The organism is Deinococcus grandis (genome assembly GCF_001485435.1).
Lineage (GTDB): Bacteria > Deinococcota > Deinococci > Deinococcales > Deinococcaceae > Deinococcus > Deinococcus grandis.
In genome coordinates this window covers 87844-108779 of sequence record NZ_BCMS01000005.1, presented here as the reverse complement: position 1 = coordinate 108779, position 20936 = coordinate 87844, and the positions used below count along the sequence as shown (strand labels likewise).

At 64.6% G+C, this 20936-nt stretch carries 16 protein-coding genes and 2 pseudogenes; 10 read left to right on the top strand and 8 right to left on the bottom strand.

The window, feature by feature from the left end:
- From DEIGR_RS18795 to DEIGR_RS18765, 7 genes and pseudogenes are all read right to left on the bottom strand, one after another.
- Nucleotides 1–2823: pseudogene (locus DEIGR_RS18795) on the bottom strand (Tn3 family transposase); the annotation flags it as partial.
- 169 nt (nucleotides 2824–2992) lie between these two features.
- The gene (locus DEIGR_RS18790) at nucleotides 2993–3820 is read right to left on the bottom strand and encodes a pyruvate, water dikinase regulatory protein (protein WP_058979964.1); all 828 of its coding nucleotides are present in this window, start codon (nucleotides 3818–3820) and stop codon (nucleotides 2993–2995) included.
- A gap of 195 nt (nucleotides 3821–4015) precedes the next feature.
- Entirely contained in the window at nucleotides 4016–6400 is a 2385-nt protein-coding gene (ppsA, locus tag DEIGR_RS18785; RefSeq protein ID WP_058979962.1) for a phosphoenolpyruvate synthase, read from the bottom strand.
- 90 nt (nucleotides 6401–6490) lie between these two features.
- A complete protein-coding gene (locus tag DEIGR_RS18780) occupies nucleotides 6491–7135 on the bottom strand; it encodes a LutC/YkgG family protein (RefSeq protein ID WP_058979960.1) in 645 nt (214 codons plus the stop codon).
- Nucleotides 7132–8682, bottom strand: coding sequence for a lactate utilization protein B (locus DEIGR_RS18775; RefSeq protein WP_058979958.1), 1551 nt, complete (start codon nucleotides 8680–8682; stop codon nucleotides 7132–7134). Before DEIGR_RS18775 ends, DEIGR_RS18780 begins: the two co-directional genes overlap by 4 nt.
- On the bottom strand, nucleotides 8679–9422 hold the full coding sequence (locus tag DEIGR_RS18770) for a (Fe-S)-binding protein (RefSeq protein WP_058979956.1): 744 nt from the start codon (nucleotides 9420–9422) through the stop codon (nucleotides 8679–8681). The genes DEIGR_RS18775 and DEIGR_RS18770 overlap by 4 nt, the downstream gene beginning before the upstream one ends.
- Before the next feature lie 112 nt (nucleotides 9423–9534).
- Entirely contained in the window at nucleotides 9535–11244 is a 1710-nt protein-coding gene (locus DEIGR_RS18765; RefSeq protein ID WP_058979954.1) for a lactate permease LctP family transporter, read from the bottom strand.
- Nucleotides 11245–11400: 156 nt separating this feature from the next.
- Here DEIGR_RS18765 and DEIGR_RS18760 point away from each other — a divergent pair, with 156 nt between their 5' ends.
- Both DEIGR_RS18760 and DEIGR_RS18750 read left to right on the top strand, forming a co-directional pair.
- Complete coding sequence (locus tag DEIGR_RS18760) at nucleotides 11401–12132, top strand: FadR/GntR family transcriptional regulator (RefSeq protein WP_058979952.1); 732 nt, start codon at nucleotides 11401–11403, stop codon at nucleotides 12130–12132.
- Nucleotides 12133–12161: 29 nt separating this feature from the next.
- Nucleotides 12162–13372: pseudogene (locus tag DEIGR_RS18750) on the top strand (IS3 family transposase).
- A gap of 23 nt (nucleotides 13373–13395) precedes the next feature.
- Here the strand turns inward: DEIGR_RS18750 and DEIGR_RS18745 are convergent.
- The gene (locus DEIGR_RS18745) at nucleotides 13396–14223 is read right to left on the bottom strand and encodes a hypothetical protein (protein ID WP_058979951.1); all 828 of its coding nucleotides are present in this window, start codon (nucleotides 14221–14223) and stop codon (nucleotides 13396–13398) included.
- A 460-nt stretch (nucleotides 14224–14683) separates the two neighbouring features.
- Here DEIGR_RS18745 and DEIGR_RS20985 point away from each other — a divergent pair, with 460 nt between their 5' ends.
- The 8 genes from DEIGR_RS20985 (at nucleotide 14684) to DEIGR_RS20700 (ending at nucleotide 20926) form a co-directional block, all read left to right on the top strand.
- Complete coding sequence (locus DEIGR_RS20985) at nucleotides 14684–15088, top strand: hypothetical protein (RefSeq protein ID WP_058979949.1); 405 nt, start codon at nucleotides 14684–14686, stop codon at nucleotides 15086–15088.
- Nucleotides 14992–16323: a M3 family metallopeptidase gene (locus tag DEIGR_RS18735; protein ID WP_160329975.1), complete on the top strand. Its 1332-nt coding sequence runs from the start codon at nucleotides 14992–14994 to the stop codon at nucleotides 16321–16323. The genes DEIGR_RS20985 and DEIGR_RS18735 overlap by 97 nt, the downstream gene beginning before the upstream one ends.
- 174 nt (nucleotides 16324–16497) lie before the next feature.
- Nucleotides 16498–18246: a hypothetical protein gene (locus tag DEIGR_RS18730; RefSeq protein WP_058979944.1), complete on the top strand. Its 1749-nt coding sequence runs from the start codon at nucleotides 16498–16500 to the stop codon at nucleotides 18244–18246.
- A 486-nt stretch (nucleotides 18247–18732) separates the two neighbouring features.
- A protein-coding gene (locus DEIGR_RS20115; protein WP_153013568.1) for an IS630 family transposase occupies nucleotides 18733–19735 on the top strand; the annotation gives its coding sequence in 2 pieces (ribosomal slippage) (nucleotides 18733–19203 and nucleotides 19205–19735; 1002 coding nt in all).
- Between the two features lie 45 nt (nucleotides 19736–19780).
- Entirely contained in the window at nucleotides 19781–20230 is a 450-nt protein-coding gene (locus tag DEIGR_RS18720; RefSeq protein WP_058979942.1) for a hypothetical protein, read from the top strand.
- Nucleotides 20231–20252: 22 nt separating this feature from the next.
- The gene (locus DEIGR_RS18715; protein WP_153013967.1) at nucleotides 20253–20480 is read left to right on the top strand and encodes a hypothetical protein; all 228 of its coding nucleotides are present in this window, start codon (nucleotides 20253–20255) and stop codon (nucleotides 20478–20480) included.
- A gap of 57 nt (nucleotides 20481–20537) precedes the next feature.
- The gene (locus DEIGR_RS20980) at nucleotides 20538–20687 is read left to right on the top strand and encodes a hypothetical protein (protein ID WP_160329974.1); all 150 of its coding nucleotides are present in this window, start codon (nucleotides 20538–20540) and stop codon (nucleotides 20685–20687) included.
- Between the two features lie 35 nt (nucleotides 20688–20722).
- Nucleotides 20723–20926 (top strand): antitoxin VbhA family protein, encoded by a 204-nt coding sequence (locus tag DEIGR_RS20700; protein ID WP_153013966.1) that lies wholly within the window; start codon nucleotides 20723–20725, stop codon nucleotides 20924–20926.
- Nucleotides 20927–20936 lie beyond the last annotated feature (10 nt).

Genomic DNA, 20936 nt, shown 5'->3' with positions numbered 1-20936 from the left:
AAAAGCGACTGCCCGCTTCAGGGCGTGCAGGGCCTCCCCCTTGTTCAAGCCCGCCAGCACCCGGCGGCGCAACTCGGGGTCGCGCAGCCATTCCAGCGTGAATAATGTCCGCTGGACGCGGCCCAGCTCGCGCAGGGCCAACGCCAAACCGTTTTGCCTTGGATATGAAGCGAGCTTGGACAGGATCAACGAGGCCGTCACCGTGCCCGCCTTAATCGAGGCCGTGAGCCGCCGCAACTCGTCCCAATGCTCACGGATCAGGCGCAGGTTGAGCCGCTGGGCTACCAGCGGCTCCAGCAGCCCATAGGCCGAGCCGACCTCGGGCGTGTACAGCCGGGTCTCGCCCAGGTCCCGAATCCTGGGGGCGAAGCGGAAGCCCAGGAGGTGACAGAGGGCGAAGACCTGCTCGGTGTAGCCCGCCGTGTCGGTGTAGTGCTCCTTGATCTTCAGCTCCGACAGGTGGTACAGCAGCCCATCGAGCACGTGCATCGCATCACGCACATTGGCGGTAATGACCTTGGTGTGGAAGGGCGCGTACTGGTCGCTGACATGGGTATAGAACAGGACGCCTGGCTCACGACCATACTTGGCATTCAGATGCCCGAAGGTCTTCCCGCGCCCACCTGTCGGAAAGCGTTGCCCGTCGGAACTGCTCGTCGTGCCATCGCCCCACAACGCGGCCAGGGGCAGCTTGGACTGGAAGTTCACCAGCTCCGCGAGACCCGCCGCGTAGGAGTCATACGGATTCCGTTTATTTCGTTGACAGATCGGAACGCCACCGATCTGTCAACTCCACGTCCGGAATCCGTTTCTCTCCCACTCGCTCCGCTCGGATTGAACGGCTTTGTAAGCCATTCAATCGGAGTCCGTATCAGGGCGAACGAACCAGTCCGCGAGGTACATCAATCGGCGCGCGGTCATACCGGGGTCCGGGGAAGCCTCCGCCATCTTGGTCAGCCCCAGATTCAGCCCGTCAGCCAGGATCGCGGTCAGCAGATGGTCATGCCGCTCCACCTCCTTCCCGCTGTGCAGATTCAGGAAGGCCCCTGTGAAGTGGGTCCAGGCGTTGACTTCCAGCAGCAGGTCGGTGATCTTCACGCGCGGGAGCCGCGCGCTCAGCCTGCGCCCCAGAGGCTCCACCTCGTCGGGCACTGCCCGCGTGACCTTCCCGATCCTGAGCCTGCCGCGTTGCACCGACACGGAGGACAGCTCGCCCCGGGCGAGCAGGTCGGCCACCTCACGCAACTGCTCTGTGAGCCTGGGTTCCGTGGCTGTCCAGAAGGCGTCGAACGTCTCCGGCAGGTCCAGGGACAGCTCGGGGAGGCGTTTCTGCCAGGTGCCCTGTGGCAGCAGGTAGGCGTCGAGGTCCTTGTACTTGCGGCTCCCGGTGACCCAGACATCCCCGGCTCGCAACGCGAGCCGCAATTCGTCCAGCACGCACAACTCGTAGGCCCGACGGTCTATTTCCCCGCCTTTGAACACCTGCCCGGCCCACTTCTGCCGGACAAAGCCGATGGGGACGTGTTCAGGTAAGGTGCGCTTGTTCGCCGCGTACATCTCGCGGAGGAGGTTCAGCGCCTCGACCACGGGTACCGCCTTGCCCTCTGCATGGAAGGTGAAGGCCGCCAGCAGCCGGGGGGCATAGCTTCGTACCTTCGCATAGCCCTTCATCGCATGGTGCAACGGATCAAGCTGCTCAGCACTCACCACCTCCTTCTCCCGCACGGTCTCGACGAGCTGTTGCCAGTTCACGACGGCTTCGATGGCCTGATAGGGGTCAGCTCCCTGCTCACGCGCGGCGATCACCGCCGCGCACACCGACTTGAAGGTGCCGAACTGCTCGACGAGTGGCGGCCCCTGCTGCCCGAAGATCTCCGCCGCAGCCCGTTCGCCTTCCCGCAGCAGCGACACCATCACGCGGTCGTGCATGTCGAGGACGGCATCGGTCAGGGTCTCGGAGAGGTCGAGCAGCCGGGCCATCAGCGTGGCCCGGCGGCGCCAGGGTTCAAAGTCCGCAAGGTGCGAGGCACTCAGCCGCCGGGCTTCTTCCGCCAGATGCTCCAGGCGGCTCTGCGGCAAAAAGGCCTGGAGGTTGCTCTGCACCGGGAAGGTCCGCACGAAGGCCAATTTGTCCAGCAGGGTCAGGAGATGTTTGGGCTTGGGCGCGCCTACAGGCCGCGCCAGCCACGCGAACCGCGAGACCGCTTCTTCCCCCTGCGGCACCAGCAGGTCGTCCACCCGCTCGGCGAGGTCGCCCTTGAGGGGCAAATTGAGCACGCCGTAGGTGTGCTGATCGGCGCGGACGCGGGCCGAGCGAACCAGGCGTTCGAGAACGCTGAAACGCGGCACCAGGAGGTGCCGCCGCCGCACCTCGTCCATCAGAGCACTCATCAATGGGAAAGGCTGATCGGTGACGACGGCCAACGGCACCAGCCAGTCACGCAATTCAGCGCCCTGTCGGCGCGACAATTCGACGTACCCCAGCCACTGACACAGGGCCGCGAAGTGTTCGCGCCGGGTCGGCTCGCGGGTGGCGTACTGGGTGTAGCACGCCGAATCCACCCGCAGTTGTTCGGCGAGGTAGGCCAGGACGGCTTCGGGGGGCGTTTCCCCGGAGCGTAATCCGCGCCCCAGGTGGCGCAGAACGGTGAGCTGCACGGCGAAGCCCAACTTGTTGAAATCTCGACGCCGCTCCCGCACGAGGCGGAGGTCAGCGGCGTCGAGCAGGTAGTACCGGGAGAGGATGCGCTCGTCCAGGGCAGGGAAGCGGGTGAACTGTTCACGCTGAGCAGCAGTGAACAGCGACGAGGGATGAGCCGTCATGCCGTGTCCAATCGTTTTAGGCTTGACAGAGGACTGTTCTCAGGCCCACAGTCCAAGACATAACGCCAAGTCGTCTCGCTATCTGAAACCGCCTTCCAAGGCGGCCACTCTTTCAGGCTGCTGCTCGGGCGTACGCTGGGAATACCTCGTTTTTGCGGTATTCCTACCCTTACACCCGTCGTAATTGTGTGAGAATCCCCGCTGCGATCTCCTCCACGCTGGCGGAGGTGGTGTCGCGGACGGGAATCCCGGCCCGCGCGAAGAGGCGTTCGGCCCGGCGAACCTCGTGTTCGCACTGTTCGAGGCTGGCGTAGCGGCTGTTCGGCTTGCGCTGGGTGCGGATGGCGTGCAGGCGGCGGGGGTCGATGGTCAGGCCGTGCAGCTTGGTGCGGTACGGCTCCAGGGGAATCGGCAACGACTCACGCTCGAAGTCATCCTCGGCAAGGGGATAGTTGCTGGCGCGAACGCCGTGCTGGAGGGCCAGAAACAGGCTGGTGGGCGTCTTGCCGGCGCGGCTGACCCCCACCAGGATCACGTCCGCCAGGCCGTACTGGCGGTCCCCCAGGCCGTCGTCGGTAGCCAGGGCGAAGTCCAGGGCATCCATGCGGGCGAGGTAGGAAGTCTGGTCATGCATGTCGTGGTGGCGACCCACGCTGCGGGTGGCCCGCTCGCCGAACTCTTCCTCCAAGAGGCTGAGGCCGGGGCCAAGGAGGTCGAACACCCGGGCGGGGACCACCTCCAGTTCTCGCATGACCTCGGGCTCGGTGATGGTGGTGAACACGAGTGGCCGTTCGCCTCCGCTCGCCAGCGTGGCGACCTCCTGCGCCACCCCCCGCGCGGCCTCAACCGTGGCGACGAAGGGCCGCTGGAGGTACGCCAGGGACTGCTCCGGAAAGTGCGCGAGCAGGGCACGGGCGGCGTTCTCTGCCGTCAAGCCGGTGTGGTCGGAGACGATCAGGACCGGGCGTGGACCGGCAGCCGCCGCGCCGCCCGTCATGCCCGCCACCTGATCCCTCGTGGGCGCACCAGGGCAGAAGGAACCAGCAGGTGAACCGCATCCCGCCTGTCCCCCAGGATGAGGAGGGAGAGGCGGCGGAGTTGCCGCCGGGGGAATCCGGGGGGGCAGACCTGACGTGTCCACCGGGTCGGGGAGTCCGTCAGGTGGGGATGGAAGCGGGCATCCATGCCGGACTCACCCTTGCACCGGACGCTGGTCCGCGTCCGGGTCCGCCTGGGCCAGGTGCAGCCAGGTGGTCAGCACGCTATCGGGGTTGAGGCTGACGGAATCAATGCCCTGTTCCATCAGCCACGCCGCCAGCGCCGGGTGGTCCGAAGGCCCCTGCCCGCAGATACCCACGTACTTGCCCGCTCGCTTGGCGGCCTGGATGGCCTGGCTCATCAGCGCCAGCACCGCCTCGTTCTGCTCGTCGAACAGGTCGGCCACCAGCCCGGAGTCGCGGTCGAGCGCCAGCGTGAGCTGCGTCAGGTCGTTGGAGCCGATGGAGAAGCCGTCGAAGTGTTCGAGGAACTGGTCGGCCAAGATGGCGTTCGACGGCACCTCGCACATCATGATGACCTTCAGCCCGTTCTCGCCGCGCTGGAGGCCGTTCTTCTCCAGAATCTGGGTGATGGTCTGCGCCTCGCCCACCGTGCGGACGAACGGGATCATGACCTGCACGTTGGTCAGGCCCATCTCGTCCCGCACCTCCCGGATCGCCTCGCACTCCAGCGCAAAGGCCGCGGCGAAGTCGGGCGAACGGTAGCGGGAAGCGCCCCGGAAACCGATCATCGGGTTCTCTTCCTGCGGCTCGTAGGCGGGGCCGCCGATCAGGTGCGCGTACTCGTTGCTCTTGAAGTCCGAGAGGCGCACGATCACCGGCTTGGGCGCGAAGGCTGCCGCGATGCTCGCCACGCCCTCGGCCAGCTTCTCGCGGAAGAAGTCGCGTGGCGAGGCGTACCCGGCGGTCTTCTCCTCGATCTGCGCCCGTACGTCGTCGGGCACGTTCGGATAATCCAGCAGGGCACGGGGGTGAATCCCGATCACGTTGGAGATCACGAACTCGACGCGGGCCAGCCCCACCCCCTCATTGGGCAGCGCGGCGAAGGAGAAGGCGCGGTCGGGCGAGGCCACGTTCATCATGATCTTCATACCGACTTCCGGCATCGCGTCGAGTTCGACGCGGTTGACGCGGTAGGGCAGCTCGCCCGCGTAGACGTAGCCGGTGTCGCCCTCGGCGCAGGAGACGGTGACCTGGGCGCCGCTCTCCAGCTCGCGGGTGGCGTTCCCGGTGCCCACGACCGCCGGAATCCCCAGCTCCCGCGCGATGATCGCCGCGTGGCAGGTGCGCCCGCCCCGGTTGGTCACGATGGCCGACGCCCGCTTCATCACGGGTTCCCAGTCGGGGTCGGTCATGTCGGCGACCAGCACGTCGCTGTCCTGCACCTGGTCCATCTCGGCGGGATCGCGCACCACCCGCACCGTCCCCGCGCCAATGCGGTTGCCCACCGCGCGGCCTTCGACCAGCACCTCACCTTTGCCTTGCAGCTCGAAGCGTTCCAGCGTGCGCCCGGCGCGGCTCTGCACCGTCTCGGGCCGGGCCTGGAGGATGTAAATGAGCCCGTCGCGTCCGTCCTTGCCCCACTCGATGTCCATCGGGCGGCCGTAGTGGTCCTCGATGGTCACGCACTGGCGGGCGAGTTCGGTGAGGTCCTCGTCCGAGAGGCAGAAGCGGCGGCGCTCCTCCTCGGGCACGTCCACGCTCTCCACGCCGCCGCCCTCCGCGTAGATCATCTTGCGGGCCTTGCTGCCCAGGGTGCGGCGCAGCACGGCGCGTTTTCCGGCCCTCAGCGCGGGCTTGTACACGAAGTATTCGTCGGGGTTGACCGCGCCCTGCACGACCAGCTCGCCCAGCCCGTAGGCCGCCGTCACCAGCACCGCGTCGCGGTAGCCGCTCTCGGTGTCGAGGGTAAAGGCCACGCCGCTCACGTCCAGGTCGGTGCGGACCATGCGCTGCACGCCCGCCGACAGCGCCACTTCCGCGTGCGCGAAGCCGTGGTGGACGCGGTAGGAGATGGCGCGGTCGTTGTAGAGCGAGGCGAAGACCAGGCGGACGTGGTGCAGCACCGAGTCGATGCCGCGCACGTTCAGGAAGGTTTCCTGCTGCCCGGCGAAACTCGCTTCCGGCAAATCCTCGGCGGTGGCGCTGGAACGCACGGCCACGTCCGGCTCGGTCCCCCCGGCCTCCTGCGTCATCTGCGCGTAGGCGTCGCGGATGGCCGTCTCCAACTCAGCGGGCAGCTCGCCTTCCTCGACCCAGCCGCGAATCTCCCGGCCCGCGGCGGCGAGTGCGACCACGTCGTTCACGTCCAGCGCTTCGAGCCGGGCGTTGATCTTCTCCTCGATGCGGTTGTGCGTCAGGAAGGCCCGGAAGGCGTCGGCGGTGGTGGCGAAGCCGCCGGGCACCCGCACCCCCGCCCCGGCGAGGCCCTGGATCATCTCGCCGATGGAGGCGTTCTTGCCGCCCACGACCTCAACGTCACCCATCCTTAGTGTCTGGAACCAGCGAATCATGTCCATGCGTCCTCCGCGTGCCTCTTGAAACACGAGAATTCTTTTGCCGTACTCCCCCTCGAAAGGGTCCGGACCATTGCTCAGACGGAATCCGTACTATTCGACGACGATAACGTGCAGGTGCCTCGGCCCATGCACCCCCTCCACGCGCACCAGTTCGATGTCGCTGGTCGCGCTGCCGCCCGAAAGCCAGGTCAGGGGGCGGCCCGCGCGCACGCTGGCGGCCACAGTGTCCACGGCCTGCCGGACCGTCTGCACGACCTGATCCCCACGCACCAGGCATACGTGCAGGTCGGGGATCAGCGAGAGCGCCCGGCGGCCCTGGTCGGGGCCGTGGTCGAGGACGATGGTGCCCGTCTCGCTCACCGCGACCGCGCACCCGGTAACCACCGCCTCCGCCCGGTCGAGGTCGGCGTGTGATAAGGGCGGGTCGTCGCGCAGCATATCCAGGCCAGCGGGCAGCCACGCCGCCGCGAGGCCGGGCGGCACGATGACCCGCCGCGCCCCGCCCAGCGCCGCCGCCACCGCCCCCACGATCTCGCCTGCCAGGACGCGGGTGAACGCCGCCTTGTAGTCCAGAATGCGGTCCTCGAACTGGTGCAAGACGGCTTCACGGGAGAGCGGCGCGGACACCGGGTAGGGGGGCAGAGGCTGTTGCTCCGCCCCGGCGATGGCGCGGTTGATGCGGGTCAGCAGTTCCAGTTTGGCTTCCGCCGTGGAGGGAAAGGGCTCGGCAGTCATAACGTGTCCTCTCTGGGCGGCTCGGCGTCGAACTGGCCGCCTTCCTTCTTCTGCGGCGGGATGGGGCCGTCCTCGGCCTTCTGCACGGTCTCGGGCGGGGCGGCGTTCACGTCCGCTGGCCCTGTGCCCTGACTGCGGCCCTTCCACCAGTCGCGGAAGCCCTCTTTCGGGAAGGGCCGCAGGTCACGGCTCTGGGTCCAGCCGCCGAGCATCCCCGGCAGCGAGGGAATCGCGTCCCCGCGCACCAGCGGCCCCTGGCCCACGCGGGCGAGCTTGAGTGCCCCCTCGAAGCGCCAGCCTTCCGACATCATGAACTTCAGGCCTTTCATGGCGAGCGCCTCGGCGGTCAGACCCTTTTGCAGGTTCGCCTCGGTGCGCAGGTAGATCAGCACCTGCGGAATGTTGATCTTCACCGGACACACGTCGTAGCACGCGCCGCACAGGCTCGACGCCCCGGGAAGCGTGTTCGCGTTCTTGTCGTGCATCCCGAGCAGTTGCGGGGTCAGGATCGCGCCGATGGGACCGGGGTAGACGCTGCCGTAGGCGTGCCCGCCCGCACGCTCGTACACCGGGCAGACGTTCAGGCACGCCGAGCAGCGGATGCAGCGCAGGGTCTGCCGCCCGAACTCGTCGGCGAGGACGTTGGTGCGCCCGTTGTCGAGCAGGATCAGGTGGAACTCCTGCGGGCCGTCACCGGGGGTCACGCCCGTCCAGAAGGAGTTGTAGGGGTTCATGCGCTCGGCGGTGCTGGAGCGGGGCAGCAGCTCCATGAAGACACTGATGTCCTCGACCTTCTCCAGCACCTTCTCGATGCCCATGATGCTGACGAGCACCTCGGGCAGCGTCAGGCACATCCGCCCGTTGCCTTCGGACTCCACGACGCACACGGTCCCGGTCTCGGCCACCGCGAAATTCACGCCCGAGACGGCCATCTTCGTCGTCAGGAACTTGTGGCGCAGGTAGCGCCGCGCCGCGCCAGCGAGTTCGGCGGGGTTGTCCGACAGCGCGCCCTCGCCGGGCAGCTCCGCGTTGAACAGCGCCTGAATCTCCGCCCGGTTGCGGTGGATGGCCGGCACGAGGATGTGGCTGGGCCGGTCGTTCGAGAGCTGCACGATGAGTTCGGCGAGGTCGGTCTCGACGGCGTGGATGCCACGTTCCTCCAGCGCCTTGTTCAGCTCGATCTCGTCGGAGGTGATGGACTTCACCTTGATCAGCTCGTCCACCCCGTGCGCCTGTGCGATGCGCGCCACGAGGTCGCGCGCTTCCTTCGCGTCCCGCGCCCAGTGGACGTACCCGCCCCGCGCCCGGACGCTCTGTTCGAGTTGCAGCAGGCGGTCGGAGAGGTTGACGAGCGAGGCGTCCTTCGTCGCCGCCCCCAGCGTCCGCAACTGTTCCCAGTGGGGCAGTTCCTCGACCACGTTCGCCCGCTTGGCGCGGATGGTGGTGGTGACCTTGCGCAGGTTGGCCCGCAGTTGCGCCTTGACCACCTGCTCACGCGCGGCGGCGGGGAAGGGCTGGGCGGGATGCAGGCCTCCGTGATCGCTCATATGAACACCTCCTGTTCGGTGCTCGCCAGGATCTCGGCGAGGTGGACGGTGCGGGCGCCCGACCGCAGGCGGTGCAGACCGCCGCCGATGTGCAGCAGACAGGAGTTGTCCCCGGCGGTGCAGGCCTCCGCCCCGGTGTCGATGATGTGCCGCGCCTTGTCGGTCAGCATTGCGGCGCTCACGTCGGGATTCTTCACCGCGAAGGTGCCGCCAAAGCCGCAGCATTCATTGGCGCCTTCCAGCTCCACCAGCGTCATGCCGCGCACGTTCCGCAGGAGTTGCAGCGGCGCGTCGCCCACCCGCAGCGCGCGCATGGCGTGGCAGGTGGGGTGGTAGGTGACCCGGTGCGGGTAGTACGCGCCCACGTCGGTGACGCCGAGTTTGTTCACCAGGAACTCGGACAGCTCGAAGACGCGCGGGGCGAGGTCCTCCACGTCCTTCAGCAGTTCGTCGTCGCCGGCCCAGCGTGCGGCCTCGGCGTACAGTTCGCGTACCATCGCGGCGCAGGAACCGCTGGGCATGACCACGACCTCCGAGTCTTTGAAGTCGCGCACGAACTTGCGGACGAGATCGAGGGCGTCGTCCCGGTAGCCGGTGTTCAGGTGCATCTGCCCGCAGCAGGTCTGGGCCGGGTTAAAGCCGACCGTGTGGCCCAGGCGTTCGAGCAGCCGCACGGTCGCCTGTCCGGTGGCGGGAAAGAGGGCGTCATTGACGCAGGTTAAGAACAGATCGATGTGCATGGTTGTCCTCTCGGGGGAGGGAAAGGGGAGTGTCACGACAGTTACCGCGACACTCCCCCTTCCCCTCTGCATGGCCCTTTCGACATGGCAGCCGGAGCCGGAAAGGCGGGAATTACGGCTGGGGAATCATCCCCGGCACGACGTAGGCCTGGAGGTAAGTGATGACCATGATGATAGCGAGGAAGCCCAGGCTCTTTTTCACGGTGAAGCGCAGCAGCTCGCTCTCGCGGCCCACCAGGCCCACGGCGGCGCAGGCGACGGCGATGCTCTGCGGGGAAATCATCTTGCCGGTCACGCCCCCGGTGGTGTTGGCGGCGACGGTCAACGCGGGGTTGACGCCGACTTGCTGCGCGGTCACCTGTTGCAGCCCGCTGAACAGCGCGTTGGAGGAGGTGTCCGAGCCGGTCAGGAACACGCCCAGCCAGCCCAGCATCGGCGAGAACAGCGGGAAGAGGTGCCCAGTCTGCGCGAGCGCCAGGGCCATCGTGGCGCTCTGGCCGGAATAGTTGGCGATGTACGCGAAGCCCAGCACGAACATGATGGTCAGAACTGGGTAGAACAGTTCCTTGAGGGTTTCTACGAAGGTCTGCACGCCTTCACGGGCCTTCATGCCGAGCACGGCCATGCTGACGAGTGCCGCCAGGAAGATGCTGGTACCGGTGGCCGAGAGCCAGTCGAGCTTGTAGCTCGCGGCGTAGGGGGTCGGCTCGGCGACGATGGGCGCCACCTTCAACACCTGGTTGTTGAGGGTGGGCACGTCCCAGTGCGACACCGTCCAGGCGAGCGGGCCGGGAGCCTTGAGGTCGAACAGGGCTTTGAAGCCGGGCAGGCTCCAGATCACCACGAACAGCGTGAGCAGCAGGAAGGGCGACCACGCTTTGAGGACGCTTCCAGCGGTCATGTTGGCCGTCTGGACAGGCCGGTAGGCCGCCCCCACCGTCTGCGGCGCGGGGATAGGTTGGATTTCCTGCGGTTTCCAGAACTTCAGGAAGGTGGCGGTGGCGACCAGGCTGACGAGTGCCGAGGTGATGTCGGGCAGTTCCGGCCCGATGAAGTTGGAGGTGAGGTACTGCGTGACCGCAAAGGACAGCCCGGCGACCAGCAGCGCGGGCCACAGGTCACGCACGCCCTTCATCCCAGCTTTCATGCCGCCCTTGCCCGAGTCCATCAGGTAAACCATGAAGAACGGGACGAACAGCGCCAGCAGCGGGAGCTGTCGCCCGGCAATCTGGCCGATGGTGTGTGCCGGAATCCCGGTGAGGCCGCCCGCTACGGTGATCGGAATGCCCAGCGCCCCGAAGGCGACGGGCGCGGTGTTGGCGATCAGGCACAGCCCGGCGGCGTACAGCGGGTTCAGCCCCAGGCCCACCAGCAGCGCTGCCGTGATGGCGACCGGCGCGCCGAATCCGGCGGCCCCTTCCAGAAACGCACCGAAGCAAAAGCCGATCAGCACGACCAGCAACCTCTGATCCTCGGTGATATTCAGCACCGACTGCCGGATGACCTCGAACTGCCCGGTCTTGACCGCCACCTTGTACAGAAACACGGCGGCGACGATGATCCAGGCAATCGGCCACAGCCCATAGCCAAAGCCGTACAGCGTGGCCCAGGCTGCCTTGGCGAAGGGCATCCCGTAGCCGAGCACCGCCACCAGAAAGGCCAGCAGCACCGTGATGGCCCCGGCCACGTACCCCTTGAGGCGCAGGCCCACCAGGGCGACGAAGAAAAACACGACGGGAATCAGCGCCACCAGCGTGGAAAGCCACAGACTTCCCCCGATGGGCGCATAATTCTGCGTCCAGACCGACGCCGCTTGTTCCATAGATCCTCCTGTGCGGCTTCACACCGCCTTTCTGGTCAGGTTTTCAGTGTCCCCACATCCTAAGAGGGTATTGTTCTGAAAGTCAATTGTTCAGAACAATAGGTGAACTGAGTGCAAGAACAAGACATGGGGCTTGAGGGATAGACTTCAGGCCCCATGCCAGCCCGCACGCCGCCTGCCATCCGCCCCCTGCAAAAGCGCCCCTCCATCGGCGCCGACATTGCCGCGCGCTTGCAGGGGATGATCAACGACGGCACCTTCAAGCCGGGGGACCGTCTGCCGGGGCAACGTGAGCTGGCTCAGCAGTTCGGGACCAGCCTGGCCGGGGTACGCGAGGCGATCAGCGTCCTCACGGCGGCGGGGCTGGTTGATGCCCGTCCGGGGCGCGGCACGGTGGTGAGCAGCGTGGGGGGGGCGGCCCCCACCTTTGACGGCTGGCTGGGCGCGGTGGGCGACGAGCAGGAATTTGAGGAGTTGATGCAGGCCCGCCGGATACTCGAAGCCTTCAGCATCTCACAGGCCACGGCCCTCGCCACGCCCGCCCAGGTGGCGCGGCTGCGGGAGGCGGTAGGGGCGATGGGTGCCCAGATGCACAACCCAGACGCCTACGCCGAGGCCGACATGCACTTTCACCTGCTGCTGTCCGAGGTGGCCGGAAACCGGGTGGTGACCCGGCTGATGCGGGCGATTCAGCGGCCCATGATGGAGCAACTGCGCCGCAGCATCGCCCATCTCAAGGCCAGCGGGCAACTGGAAGAGAACCTCGCCACCCACGGGCGCATCGTGGACGGTATCGAGCGCCGCGACCTGGAAGCCGCCCAGCGCGGGTTCGACGACATGCTGGCGATTTCGCTGGCCTTGAACTGGATAGAGTTTGGTGGAGGGTAAGTTCAGTGTGATCCACACTGGAGGACAGAATGTCCGTACCCAAGCAGCAATTCACCGCTGAGTTCAAACAAGAAGCCGTCCGGTTGGTTCGCACGACCGGAAAGAGTTGCGCCCAGATTGCCCGCGATCTCGGCGTTCCCCCTCACTACGTCGTCCGGTGGAAGCAGCAGCAGGACACCCAGACGGCCTCCGGCCGCCCAGCCTTCACCGGGCGGGGAATCCCCGCCCTTTCACCACAGGAGGCTCGCCTTAAGGAACTGGAGCGGGAGCTGGAAATTGCACGACAGGAACGGGATATCCTGAAAAAAGCGCTGGCCTGTCTTGGCCAGAACAGCACCCGTATGGGGCTTGGCCGCTTCTTCGCCAAGCAACCCTGATCTTCAGGTTCATCGAGCGGCACCACGACGAGTTTCCAGTCGAGCTGATGTGCCGGATTCTGGACGTGAGCATCAGCGGGTACTACGCTGCGCGGGGAAGGCCGGAGAGCAAGAGGATCTCAAAAGACCGCGTGCTGATCGAGAAAATCAGGACCAGCTTCGAGGAAAGCCGGGGAACATACGGGGCGCTGCGCATCCAAGCCGACCTGAAGGCACAGGGAGAGCAGGTCAGTCGTCAGCGGATCAGGCGGCTCATGCGACAAGCACAGCTTGTCGCGCGTGGAAAGCGGAAGTTCCGGACGACGACGAAGGCGAAATCTTCGCGCCCAGTCGCAGAAAACATTCTTGATCGGGTGTTCACTGCGGACGGCCCGAATCAGAAGTGGGTCACGGACATCACGTATGTCCCCACCCGTGAAGGCTGGTTGTACCTGGCGACGGTCATGGACCTGTACTCGAGGAAAATTGTCGGCTGGGCGCTGAATGAGCGACTTCAGACGCCGCTGGTCACAGCGGCGTTGGAGATGGCGGTGGCTCGTCGGAACCCACCAGGCGGACTCCTGCATCATTCGGATCGAGGGAGCCAGTATACGAGCGATGTGTACCAGCAGGCGCTGGACAGATTGCAGGCCGTTCAGAGTATGAGCGAGGCAGGAGAATGCTGGGATAACGCTGTCCAGGAAAGCTTTTTTGCGACATTGAAGACGGAGATGGGGCTTGGCGAAGCGCAGTGGGACCGTGCCCAGACACGGACAGAGGTGTTCGAGTGGATTGAAGTGTTCTATAACCGTCGCCGTCGTCACTCGTCGTTGGGGTATCAGTCACCGACGGCCTTCGAGGAGCAGGCTTACATCCTGAACTGAGGCTCCACCAAACCCTTGACAGATCAGAGGAAGAACGCCAAGAGGAAGAACGACCTGGTGACCGAGGATGATGCACTGGCGAAACCGATACAGGCCAGCAGCACGGCGAAGCTGGGCACGGGCAGGACACTGTAGGCGCTGACGAAAAAGAAGATCAGGGCCACGTCTCTCCAGCCGACTTGATGTGGCGCCAGCGGCGCCAGGAAGACGGCTGAGAGCGCCACTTCAGTCACCTGGGTCGCCCGCGTGAAGACCTCGGCGGTGAGCGCGATGTGCGGCGGTTTGATCAGGGGTACAGTCACGGTTGAGCTCTGCTTCAGGAGCTCTGTGATGACCTGGATGTTGTGCTGTAACTGATCCTGTGTCAGCCCTGTCAGCAGCTGTGTGGTCACCCCAATCGGGATCATGGTGGTCATGAAGTACCGCAGGGCCGTTCCATCAGTGAATTCAGGCGAGATCAATTTCCACAGTGCGGCGAACAGGAATGACGTCCCGATCAGGTACCGGCCGGAGACCGCCAGCATGCCCCGTGGATCTCGTGCGGAGAACGACAGGAATACGGCGCAGATCCAGTACAGGAGCAGGAAAGTGTGTCCACCCGGTGCCCACCAGTTGTTCGCCACTGGCAGAGCGACGGCCAGGAGCACGGTGAACCAGAAGCCTTGTGTGTCGATCACCCGCCGGAAGAGGAGAGCCACGGCCAGGAGACAGGCGTAGGCAGCCTGCACCTGATCGCCGAAGCTGCTGTATCTCACCAGGATAAAGAGCGTCATCAGGCAGAGGGCGTGCCAATCGTCCACCTCAGCGGCGAGGCCAGCCCACCAGCTGAGCGCCTTACGGACAGGGGTCAAGGCGCACGGACTCCTTCAGTGTGTTGGTCACGGTGAACCGTTCAGGATCGAAGGTGAGTTCTCTGTAGTCGACTTTCAGAGCAGTCAAGCCGCTCTGAGACTGCCGCAGTTCAGCGCTGCAGGCGGCGGCCTCCCCTTAGGCCCGCAGGGCAGTTCTTGATGGGTGCAGCGTCAGTGCATCACTGACGTGCCTGAGTGTTCGGGGCGGTTCAATCTGCTGCCACTGTCCGTGCCCGTCCAGAGCGAGCAGGGAGACCCGGCGGCCCCGCTGGTCATTCACCGTGGCGTACATCCCGAAGCCACCCCCTCGCCAGGCGCTGACCGGCTCGTGATGCCAGCGCCAGACGTGCACCGACGCGACCGTTACCAGCAGCAGCGCAGGAACGGCCGACAGCAACAGATCATGGAGACACAGGCGTGACGACATGGGCATAGGCAGGGGCTGGTTATAGATTACGGCATGCTCACCGCCATGCAGAACCTTGACCGCCGGGCACAGGCTATTGTCGACGCGCAGCGGGCCCTGACGGATCTCAACCCAGGTCAGGAGGCGCTGCCCGGCTGGTTCCGGTCCTGGAACGAGTTGAAGTTCGGGGTGCAGAGCCTGTGGTTGGAACAGATCGTTGCCCAGCACACCCGTTCGGACCAGGAGGAGACCGAGGCGCTGCACCGCCGGTTTTCAGAAGACTGGTTGCGTGAGATGGAACGCTTGGACGGTGAATTACAGCGCCAGGCTCTGGCGAGCGGCCTGGCGGACCTGCACCCGCGGTGGCTGCCGCGCTGGCGGAAGAACCGGAGCCGTCTCCGCGGCTCCTCGAATTGCGGACTGAGGAGCGGCAACTGTTCAAGGAGTATCAGACCATAACGGCCCGCCAGGAAGTGGAGTACGCCGGTGAGCGCCTCACGGTGGCGTCCGCTGAAGCGCGGCTCAGAACAACACGGGAACAGGATGAGCGTGAAGCGCTCTGGCGCCAGATCAAAGCTGCGGAGCTGGCCTGCGCACCTGCCCTTGACACGCTGTTCGGTCGACTCCTTCAGGTGAGGCGGGATATCGCTGTGGAGAGCGGCCACCCGGATTACGCCAGTCTCAACTGGGCCGACCGGGCAGATACGATTGCCAGCACCGAAACGCTTCTGGAAGCCATCGGTGAGGTGTTCCAGGGCGTGGAACGGGGCCTTCAGGAGCACAGGGCTGAGGCGCTGGGCGTGCAGACCCTGCGGCCCTGGGATCTGGATGTGGCCCTGACGGTCCCCACGACCTTCCAGCTACCAATCGAAGAGTACGTGCCCACCGCAGAGCGAGTCCTGAACCGCCTGGACGTCCAGTTTGGTGATGTGGTCAGGCAAATCCGTGATCATGGTGGATTTGACCTCTCCCCTCGGCCTGGGAAACCGAACGGCAACATCTGTGCCCACTCTATGAAGGAAGGACGCTCTGTGCTCGTCTGTAATTTCTCCGGTGGCGTGGAGTCATTCCGGGGTCTTCTGCACGAATTGGGCCACGCGGCGCACCATCACAGCATCTCCAGCGTGCCGGATCACGTGTTCTGGGATTTCACGGGCTTCTGGGAAGTGCAGGAGTTCTACGCGTTCGTGTTCACCTATATCGGGCTGCTGGAATTCTTCGAGCTGCACGCGGTGAGTGAAGAGGAGCGGCGGTGGTACCTGCGTTCAACAGTGGAACGCATCATGGAGCGGTTCAGTGACGTAGAGGAACGCACCCGACTGGAACTGTGGCTCTATCAGCAGGAGCCACCAACCACCAATGAGATTGACGCTGCATCCCGGCGATTGACGCGGACGGCCGGTGTGGACTGGAGAGATCTGGATGACGTCCTGAACAAGCGGTGGCAGAAGCCCCACACCTTTAAGTACGCCTTCTACAACATTGATTACGCGATTGCGATGCTTGCGGCCCTGCAGTTCGTACATGCGTACCAGCAGGACAGAACGGCGTCTCTCGAACGACTGAAGTGCAGTATGCTGCTGGGCGCAACCGCTGGAGCACAGAAAATATTTGCTGAGGCTGGGATCACCTACCCATTTCAACGGGCTCAGCTTGAATGTGCCAGATCCGTTCTGGAAGATTGGTTGGCGTAAGGGGGCTCTCCATGAAAAAACTGCTCGGGTATGCTCTTGTCCTTCTGATTGGCGTGGGTTCAGCGTACGCTGTAAGTACGCAGGGGCACGTCTTCCAGCCGGCTGGGGCTGGCTGCTGCTCTGCGATCAATGCAGACAAGGACTGACCGCCTGCTGGCCTGCTGCTGGTGTTGAATGGACATAGACGCCGTCGATCTCGAATCCTCCCAGGTTTTTCAGGACTGGTTCATTGAGCAGCTCGAGCGGGAGGTCACCCCCGAGCAGATCGTCGACGCACTGGAAGGCGTGGGCTCAGACACGGCCTATGTGCGGGCACTCATCGTGTCCTACTGGCGCAGCACGCCTAAGTATGACCGCCTGCTCAAACAGTGCCTGACGCTGAGCAGCGTGATTGCGAACGAAGTAGCCAAAGGATTCGCGGTCTACCAACGGTCGGTCAACATCATGATGGAGGGCGGCGCCCATATGCACGCCCGCCTGGCGGAGATGCGAGGCGCCCTGGATTTTTCGCTCAGGCGCCTGGCTCAGGTGCCGATCACGGACCTTCAGATCGAAGCTCAGATTGGTATTTACATTCCCAAATCCATTCTTCACCTCAACGAGCAGAACTTCGACGAGGCCCTGCAGTACGCTTCGCAGGCCTTGTTTCTGGCCGAGCAGATCGGCGGTAGGGTCTCCGTGGCCCGGGCCAGGTCAGCCCTGATCTCGTGCCACTCCGTGGCCGGGCACGTGGAGACGACGATCGCGCTGGCTCAGGATGATCGGCGGCAACCGTTCCGGTACGGGTGGCGGTTCACGGAGCTGGCCCTGGCGAACAGCCTGTTCCTCCTGGGCAACTCTGCTGAAGCGGTGGCCACAGTGAATGATCTGATTCAGCGGGTCGATGGGGTCTACCAGCAACGGGCCCGCTCACTGATGCAGCAGAAGGCGGCGTTGTGGGGGGTGGGGGGACTGGACGGTGAGGTGTTCCCCACCCTGCCGGGGGAGGAGCCATTTGGCTGGATGACCGAGGCCATGCGTGAGTTGATGCGTGCCACGGCCCTGCCCCGTGAGGGCCGCGAGTTGGAGGAGCGCGCCAGTCATTTCGCTCAGGCCATCCAGATCTGTCGCCTTGCGGACGATGAGGGGCTCCGGATTTACCAGTGGCAGCGTCTGTTCACGAAGTGGGTGACGGCTACAGCGCATCTGGGCCGCGGGGAGTATTCCGCAGCGGCGGGGGCGCTGGAGCAGATCGGTGACCTGCCTGGGGAATTCTTTGACCTGCGGGTGCTGTCGCTGGGGGCCGGGCTGGAGCTGGCGTTGGCCTGGAACGCGCCGAGTGGCACGTCCGTCGCGCGGATGGAGGCTGGGTTGCGGCGGGTGTTTGCTGAGGCTGAGGAGCGGCGGTACGCGAGTGGCCCGGGTCTTGCCCGCCTCCTTCACCGCTGGCACCCCACCGCTGCCGCGTATCTGGCGCTCATGCCGGAGCCGATCGGCGCCTGCGCGTTTGCCATCCGGAACGTGATGAAGGTCGGTCAACAGAACGTTGCCTTTGATGACGTCGTCCTCCCGCCGGTCTATGCGTGTGATCTGGTGCTCCGCGCGCTGGATTTCGACCTTCGCCGTGATTTCTCGTTTGTTCAGAGTGATCCCGGCGGGAGCCGACGTAAGAAGAAGGAGTTGCTGCAGCAGGTGGGTGAGGTGATGGTCTGGCGTCAGCCCATTTCCGCCGTCCGGATTGCCTACGGGCTGCTGACCCATCACAAGGAGAGCTACCACTTGCGGGCCCGGTCCATCATTCAGAGTTACGGTGTGCGTCCGAGCACGGCGGCGCTCTATCCGATGATGGGCACCCTGGAGGAGGTTGACCGTGCCGTGCGGGCCCTGCTGGACGGTCACCTGACGCCCAAAGGCCTGGCAGCCAGGATGCTGGAGATCAGCTGAGTTGAACAGGCGAAGCGGGAATGAAATGCGCGGAGTGAATCACATTATTTTCTCATAAAATAGTCGGCTTCCAGTCGGCCAACTTTTTCACATCAGCTTTACGCTTCATTCATGGGGCAAGTTCTACACAGTGGTCAGGGGAGCAGCAGCACGCTCACCGGACTGACTCCGTCCACTCGTCACCCCGTGTTTACCACGTCTCACCAGCTCACCTCTCACGTTCATGCCGCTCGGCATCTCGAGTTCATCCTGCCTGACGAACTGTGCCGCTCACCGGAAGCGCGCGCCCAGTGCAGTCAGCACCTCGGATCACTGTTCGACACGGAGTTCCTGGCGGGTCAGCAGGGTCGCCTGCTCCACCACCACCACCACCCCACCACCCATGGGTCCCACCTGCTGTCACTCCACGCGCCGCAGCGGTCACGTCAACCGGCAGACACTATTGATTCCTGCGTTGGAGCGTAACGAGAGGGGTACGATGAGGGCATGCCGCCAGCCTGGCAACCCACCCGGTGGACCCGCGAACAGATGGAAGAACGGCGACTGTTCGCTGAGCCGTATCTCCGCGCAGGGGAGCTCAGCTCCACCCAGATCGCCGAACGGTGCGGCGTCAGCAGCAGTGCCGTTCGACGATGGCGACAACGTCTGCGCACACAGGGCTCTCTTGAAGCCACCATTGCTCCAGGCCGCACACCACGACTGACAGACGCTCAGATCGCCCAGATCATGACGATCCTCAGCGCGGGGCCGGGCCCCGCGCAGGCCCCGAATGCCCGCTGGACGTGCCCACAGGTGCGCGAGCTGATCGGCCAGACCTACGACGTGTGGTACGACGTCGATCACCTCAGTCGGCTCTTACGGCAGTGGGGATTCACACCACAGAAACCGATGAGGCGGGCACGAGAACAGGATCAGGAGGCCCTCGTCACCTGGGTGGACACCACGGTGCCCGAGTTGGAAAAAAAAAGTTGAGGCCGGAGAAACACTCGTCTTCATCGATGAGGTGGGCTTCAGCTTGAAGCCCACCGTGACCCGCACCTGGGCCCCCTGTGGTCAGACGCCCGTGTTGGTGTCCAAGTACCGCTGGGACAGCGTGTCGACGATTGGAGCGATCGCCACGACGGGACAGTTTCTGCAACACACGCATCCAGCGTCGATCAACGGCGCACACGTCCTGTCGTTTCTGTCGCATCTGTTGCGTCACATTTCTGGATCGATCACGGTACTGCTCGATAACGCCCGCATTCACAAGACGAAGGCGCTGGGCGCCTTCGTTGCAGCTGAACCTCGATTGTCGGTGGTGTACTTCCCGCCATACGCGCCTGAACTGAATCCGATTGAGCCGGTGTGGGCGTATGTGAAGCAGCATGTCCTCGCGAACTTCTGCCCGTCAGATCTTCAGACGTTGAAGGCCCGATTGCCCGTGGCGTGGCGGAAAGTGCGAGCGGCTGAGCTTCCAAGGCGCCTCCTGCATGGAGCTCGGCTGTGACCCAGTTGCGCAGGAATCAATAACCACAATTCCCTCATAGCGTGCATGGTGCAGCGGGGCTTTGCGGTTCGCCTGCTGGACGTATCCGAGGTGCCCTGTGCACAGAGCTCGCTGCACCACACGCTCCTGCACCGCCACGTCACGCTGATCACCCTGCAGTGCGGCCCGGAAACAACGCACCCTCACATCACTACTGCGCTCCGTGAGGCGCTAGATCACCAGCACTACTTCTATGTCCTGGACTTCCAGTGCCTCCCTGACCGGGACGCGGTCACCAACAGCGCACACTGCCTCTACAACCTCAATCTGGTGATGCCGGATGCCACCAAGCACGCCATTCGGCGCGCTCAGGACGCCCTCTTCGAGATGAATGGCGCGTTGGGCGACTGCTCCAACCACCGCCTCACACGTCGGGGGGGACTGCATTTCCCATCGCCCACACGCCTGACTCACCTCGGCAGCACCTACACGATTGCCGACCTCATTCCCGCATGACCAGGTGCCTATGACCTCGACCATGACGCTCTACCGTAACGCCGTGCTGTGCGCGCAGCAGGAGAACTGGGAGTTCGCTGCCGCAGCCCTGGACGCGGCCTATAGAAACCTCCCTCCCGCAGAACTCAGCGTGGAGGAGTGCCGGACACTCAAACTCCACAGTGATGAACTGGCGGTCGTGGGGCAGCAACTGCCCTGCCTGGCCCCCACTCTTCAACTCTTCAGTCGATTCCTGACCATTTCCGCCTGACTGGTCAAGGGCAGATGAGGCCCGGCTGGCTCCGGGCATGAGCCACAATCAGAAGTCATGAACCCTCACGACATCGCCAACGCTGAACTGATTGAGCTGCTCAAGGACTCACTCGACACGCAGGCAATGTCACCGGTTGAGGCGGAGGGTCAAGAGAAGCCAGAGGAGCTGGACGCAGCTCCGAAAAATGAGCCGGTCACTTCATGATATTCTCCGTGTAGGACGAAGAGGAGGTGCCACGCATGACCGTACAGGATTCTCCCATTCTGGCCCAGGAGCGCCGGCGTCAGGCCCTGGATCACGCCCGGCATGAAGCGCGCCTTGAAGGCCTGCACATCGATCCCGCGTTTGAGGGTCACTTGGACGGGTACGTGCGCGGTGAGTTGAGCGCGGATGAGGTCGTGGAGCGCCTGAAAACGGCCCCACTTCCAGCCCGTCGTCCCTGACCGGCTGCCC

Bases quoted from the DNA above. Each gene is read 5' to 3' on its own strand.
- DEIGR_RS18770 (WP_058979956.1), bottom strand. From the start codon at position 9,422: ATGCACATCGATCTGTTCTTAACCTGCGTCAATGACGCCCTCTTTCCC.
- DEIGR_RS18760 (WP_058979952.1), top strand. From the start codon at position 11,401: ATGCCAGCCCGCACGCCGCCTGCCATCCGCCCCCTGCAAAAGCGCCCC.
- DEIGR_RS18765 (WP_058979954.1), bottom strand. From the start codon at position 11,244: ATGGAACAAGCGGCGTCGGTCTGGACGCAGAATTATGCGCCCATCGGG.
- DEIGR_RS18790 (WP_058979964.1), bottom strand. From the start codon at position 3,820: ATGACGGGCGGCGCGGCGGCTGCCGGTCCACGCCCGGTCCTGATCGTC.
- DEIGR_RS18780 (WP_058979960.1), bottom strand. From the start codon at position 7,135: ATGACTGCCGAGCCCTTTCCCTCCACGGCGGAAGCCAAACTGGAACTG.
- DEIGR_RS20700 (WP_153013966.1), top strand. From the start codon at position 20,723: ATGACCGTACAGGATTCTCCCATTCTGGCCCAGGAGCGCCGGCGTCAG.
- DEIGR_RS18720 (WP_058979942.1), top strand. From the start codon at position 19,781: ATGGTGCAGCGGGGCTTTGCGGTTCGCCTGCTGGACGTATCCGAGGTG.
- ppsA (WP_058979962.1), bottom strand. From the start codon at position 6,400: ATGGACATGATTCGCTGGTTCCAGACACTAAGGATGGGTGACGTTGAG.
- DEIGR_RS20985 (WP_058979949.1), top strand. From the start codon at position 14,684: ATGCTCACCGCCATGCAGAACCTTGACCGCCGGGCACAGGCTATTGTC.
- DEIGR_RS20980 (WP_160329974.1), top strand. From the start codon at position 20,538: ATGAACCCTCACGACATCGCCAACGCTGAACTGATTGAGCTGCTCAAG.
- DEIGR_RS18715 (WP_153013967.1), top strand. From the start codon at position 20,253: ATGACGCTCTACCGTAACGCCGTGCTGTGCGCGCAGCAGGAGAACTGG.
- DEIGR_RS18730 (WP_058979944.1), top strand. From the start codon at position 16,498: ATGGACATAGACGCCGTCGATCTCGAATCCTCCCAGGTTTTTCAGGAC.
- DEIGR_RS18775 (WP_058979958.1), bottom strand. From the start codon at position 8,682: ATGAGCGATCACGGAGGCCTGCATCCCGCCCAGCCCTTCCCCGCCGCC.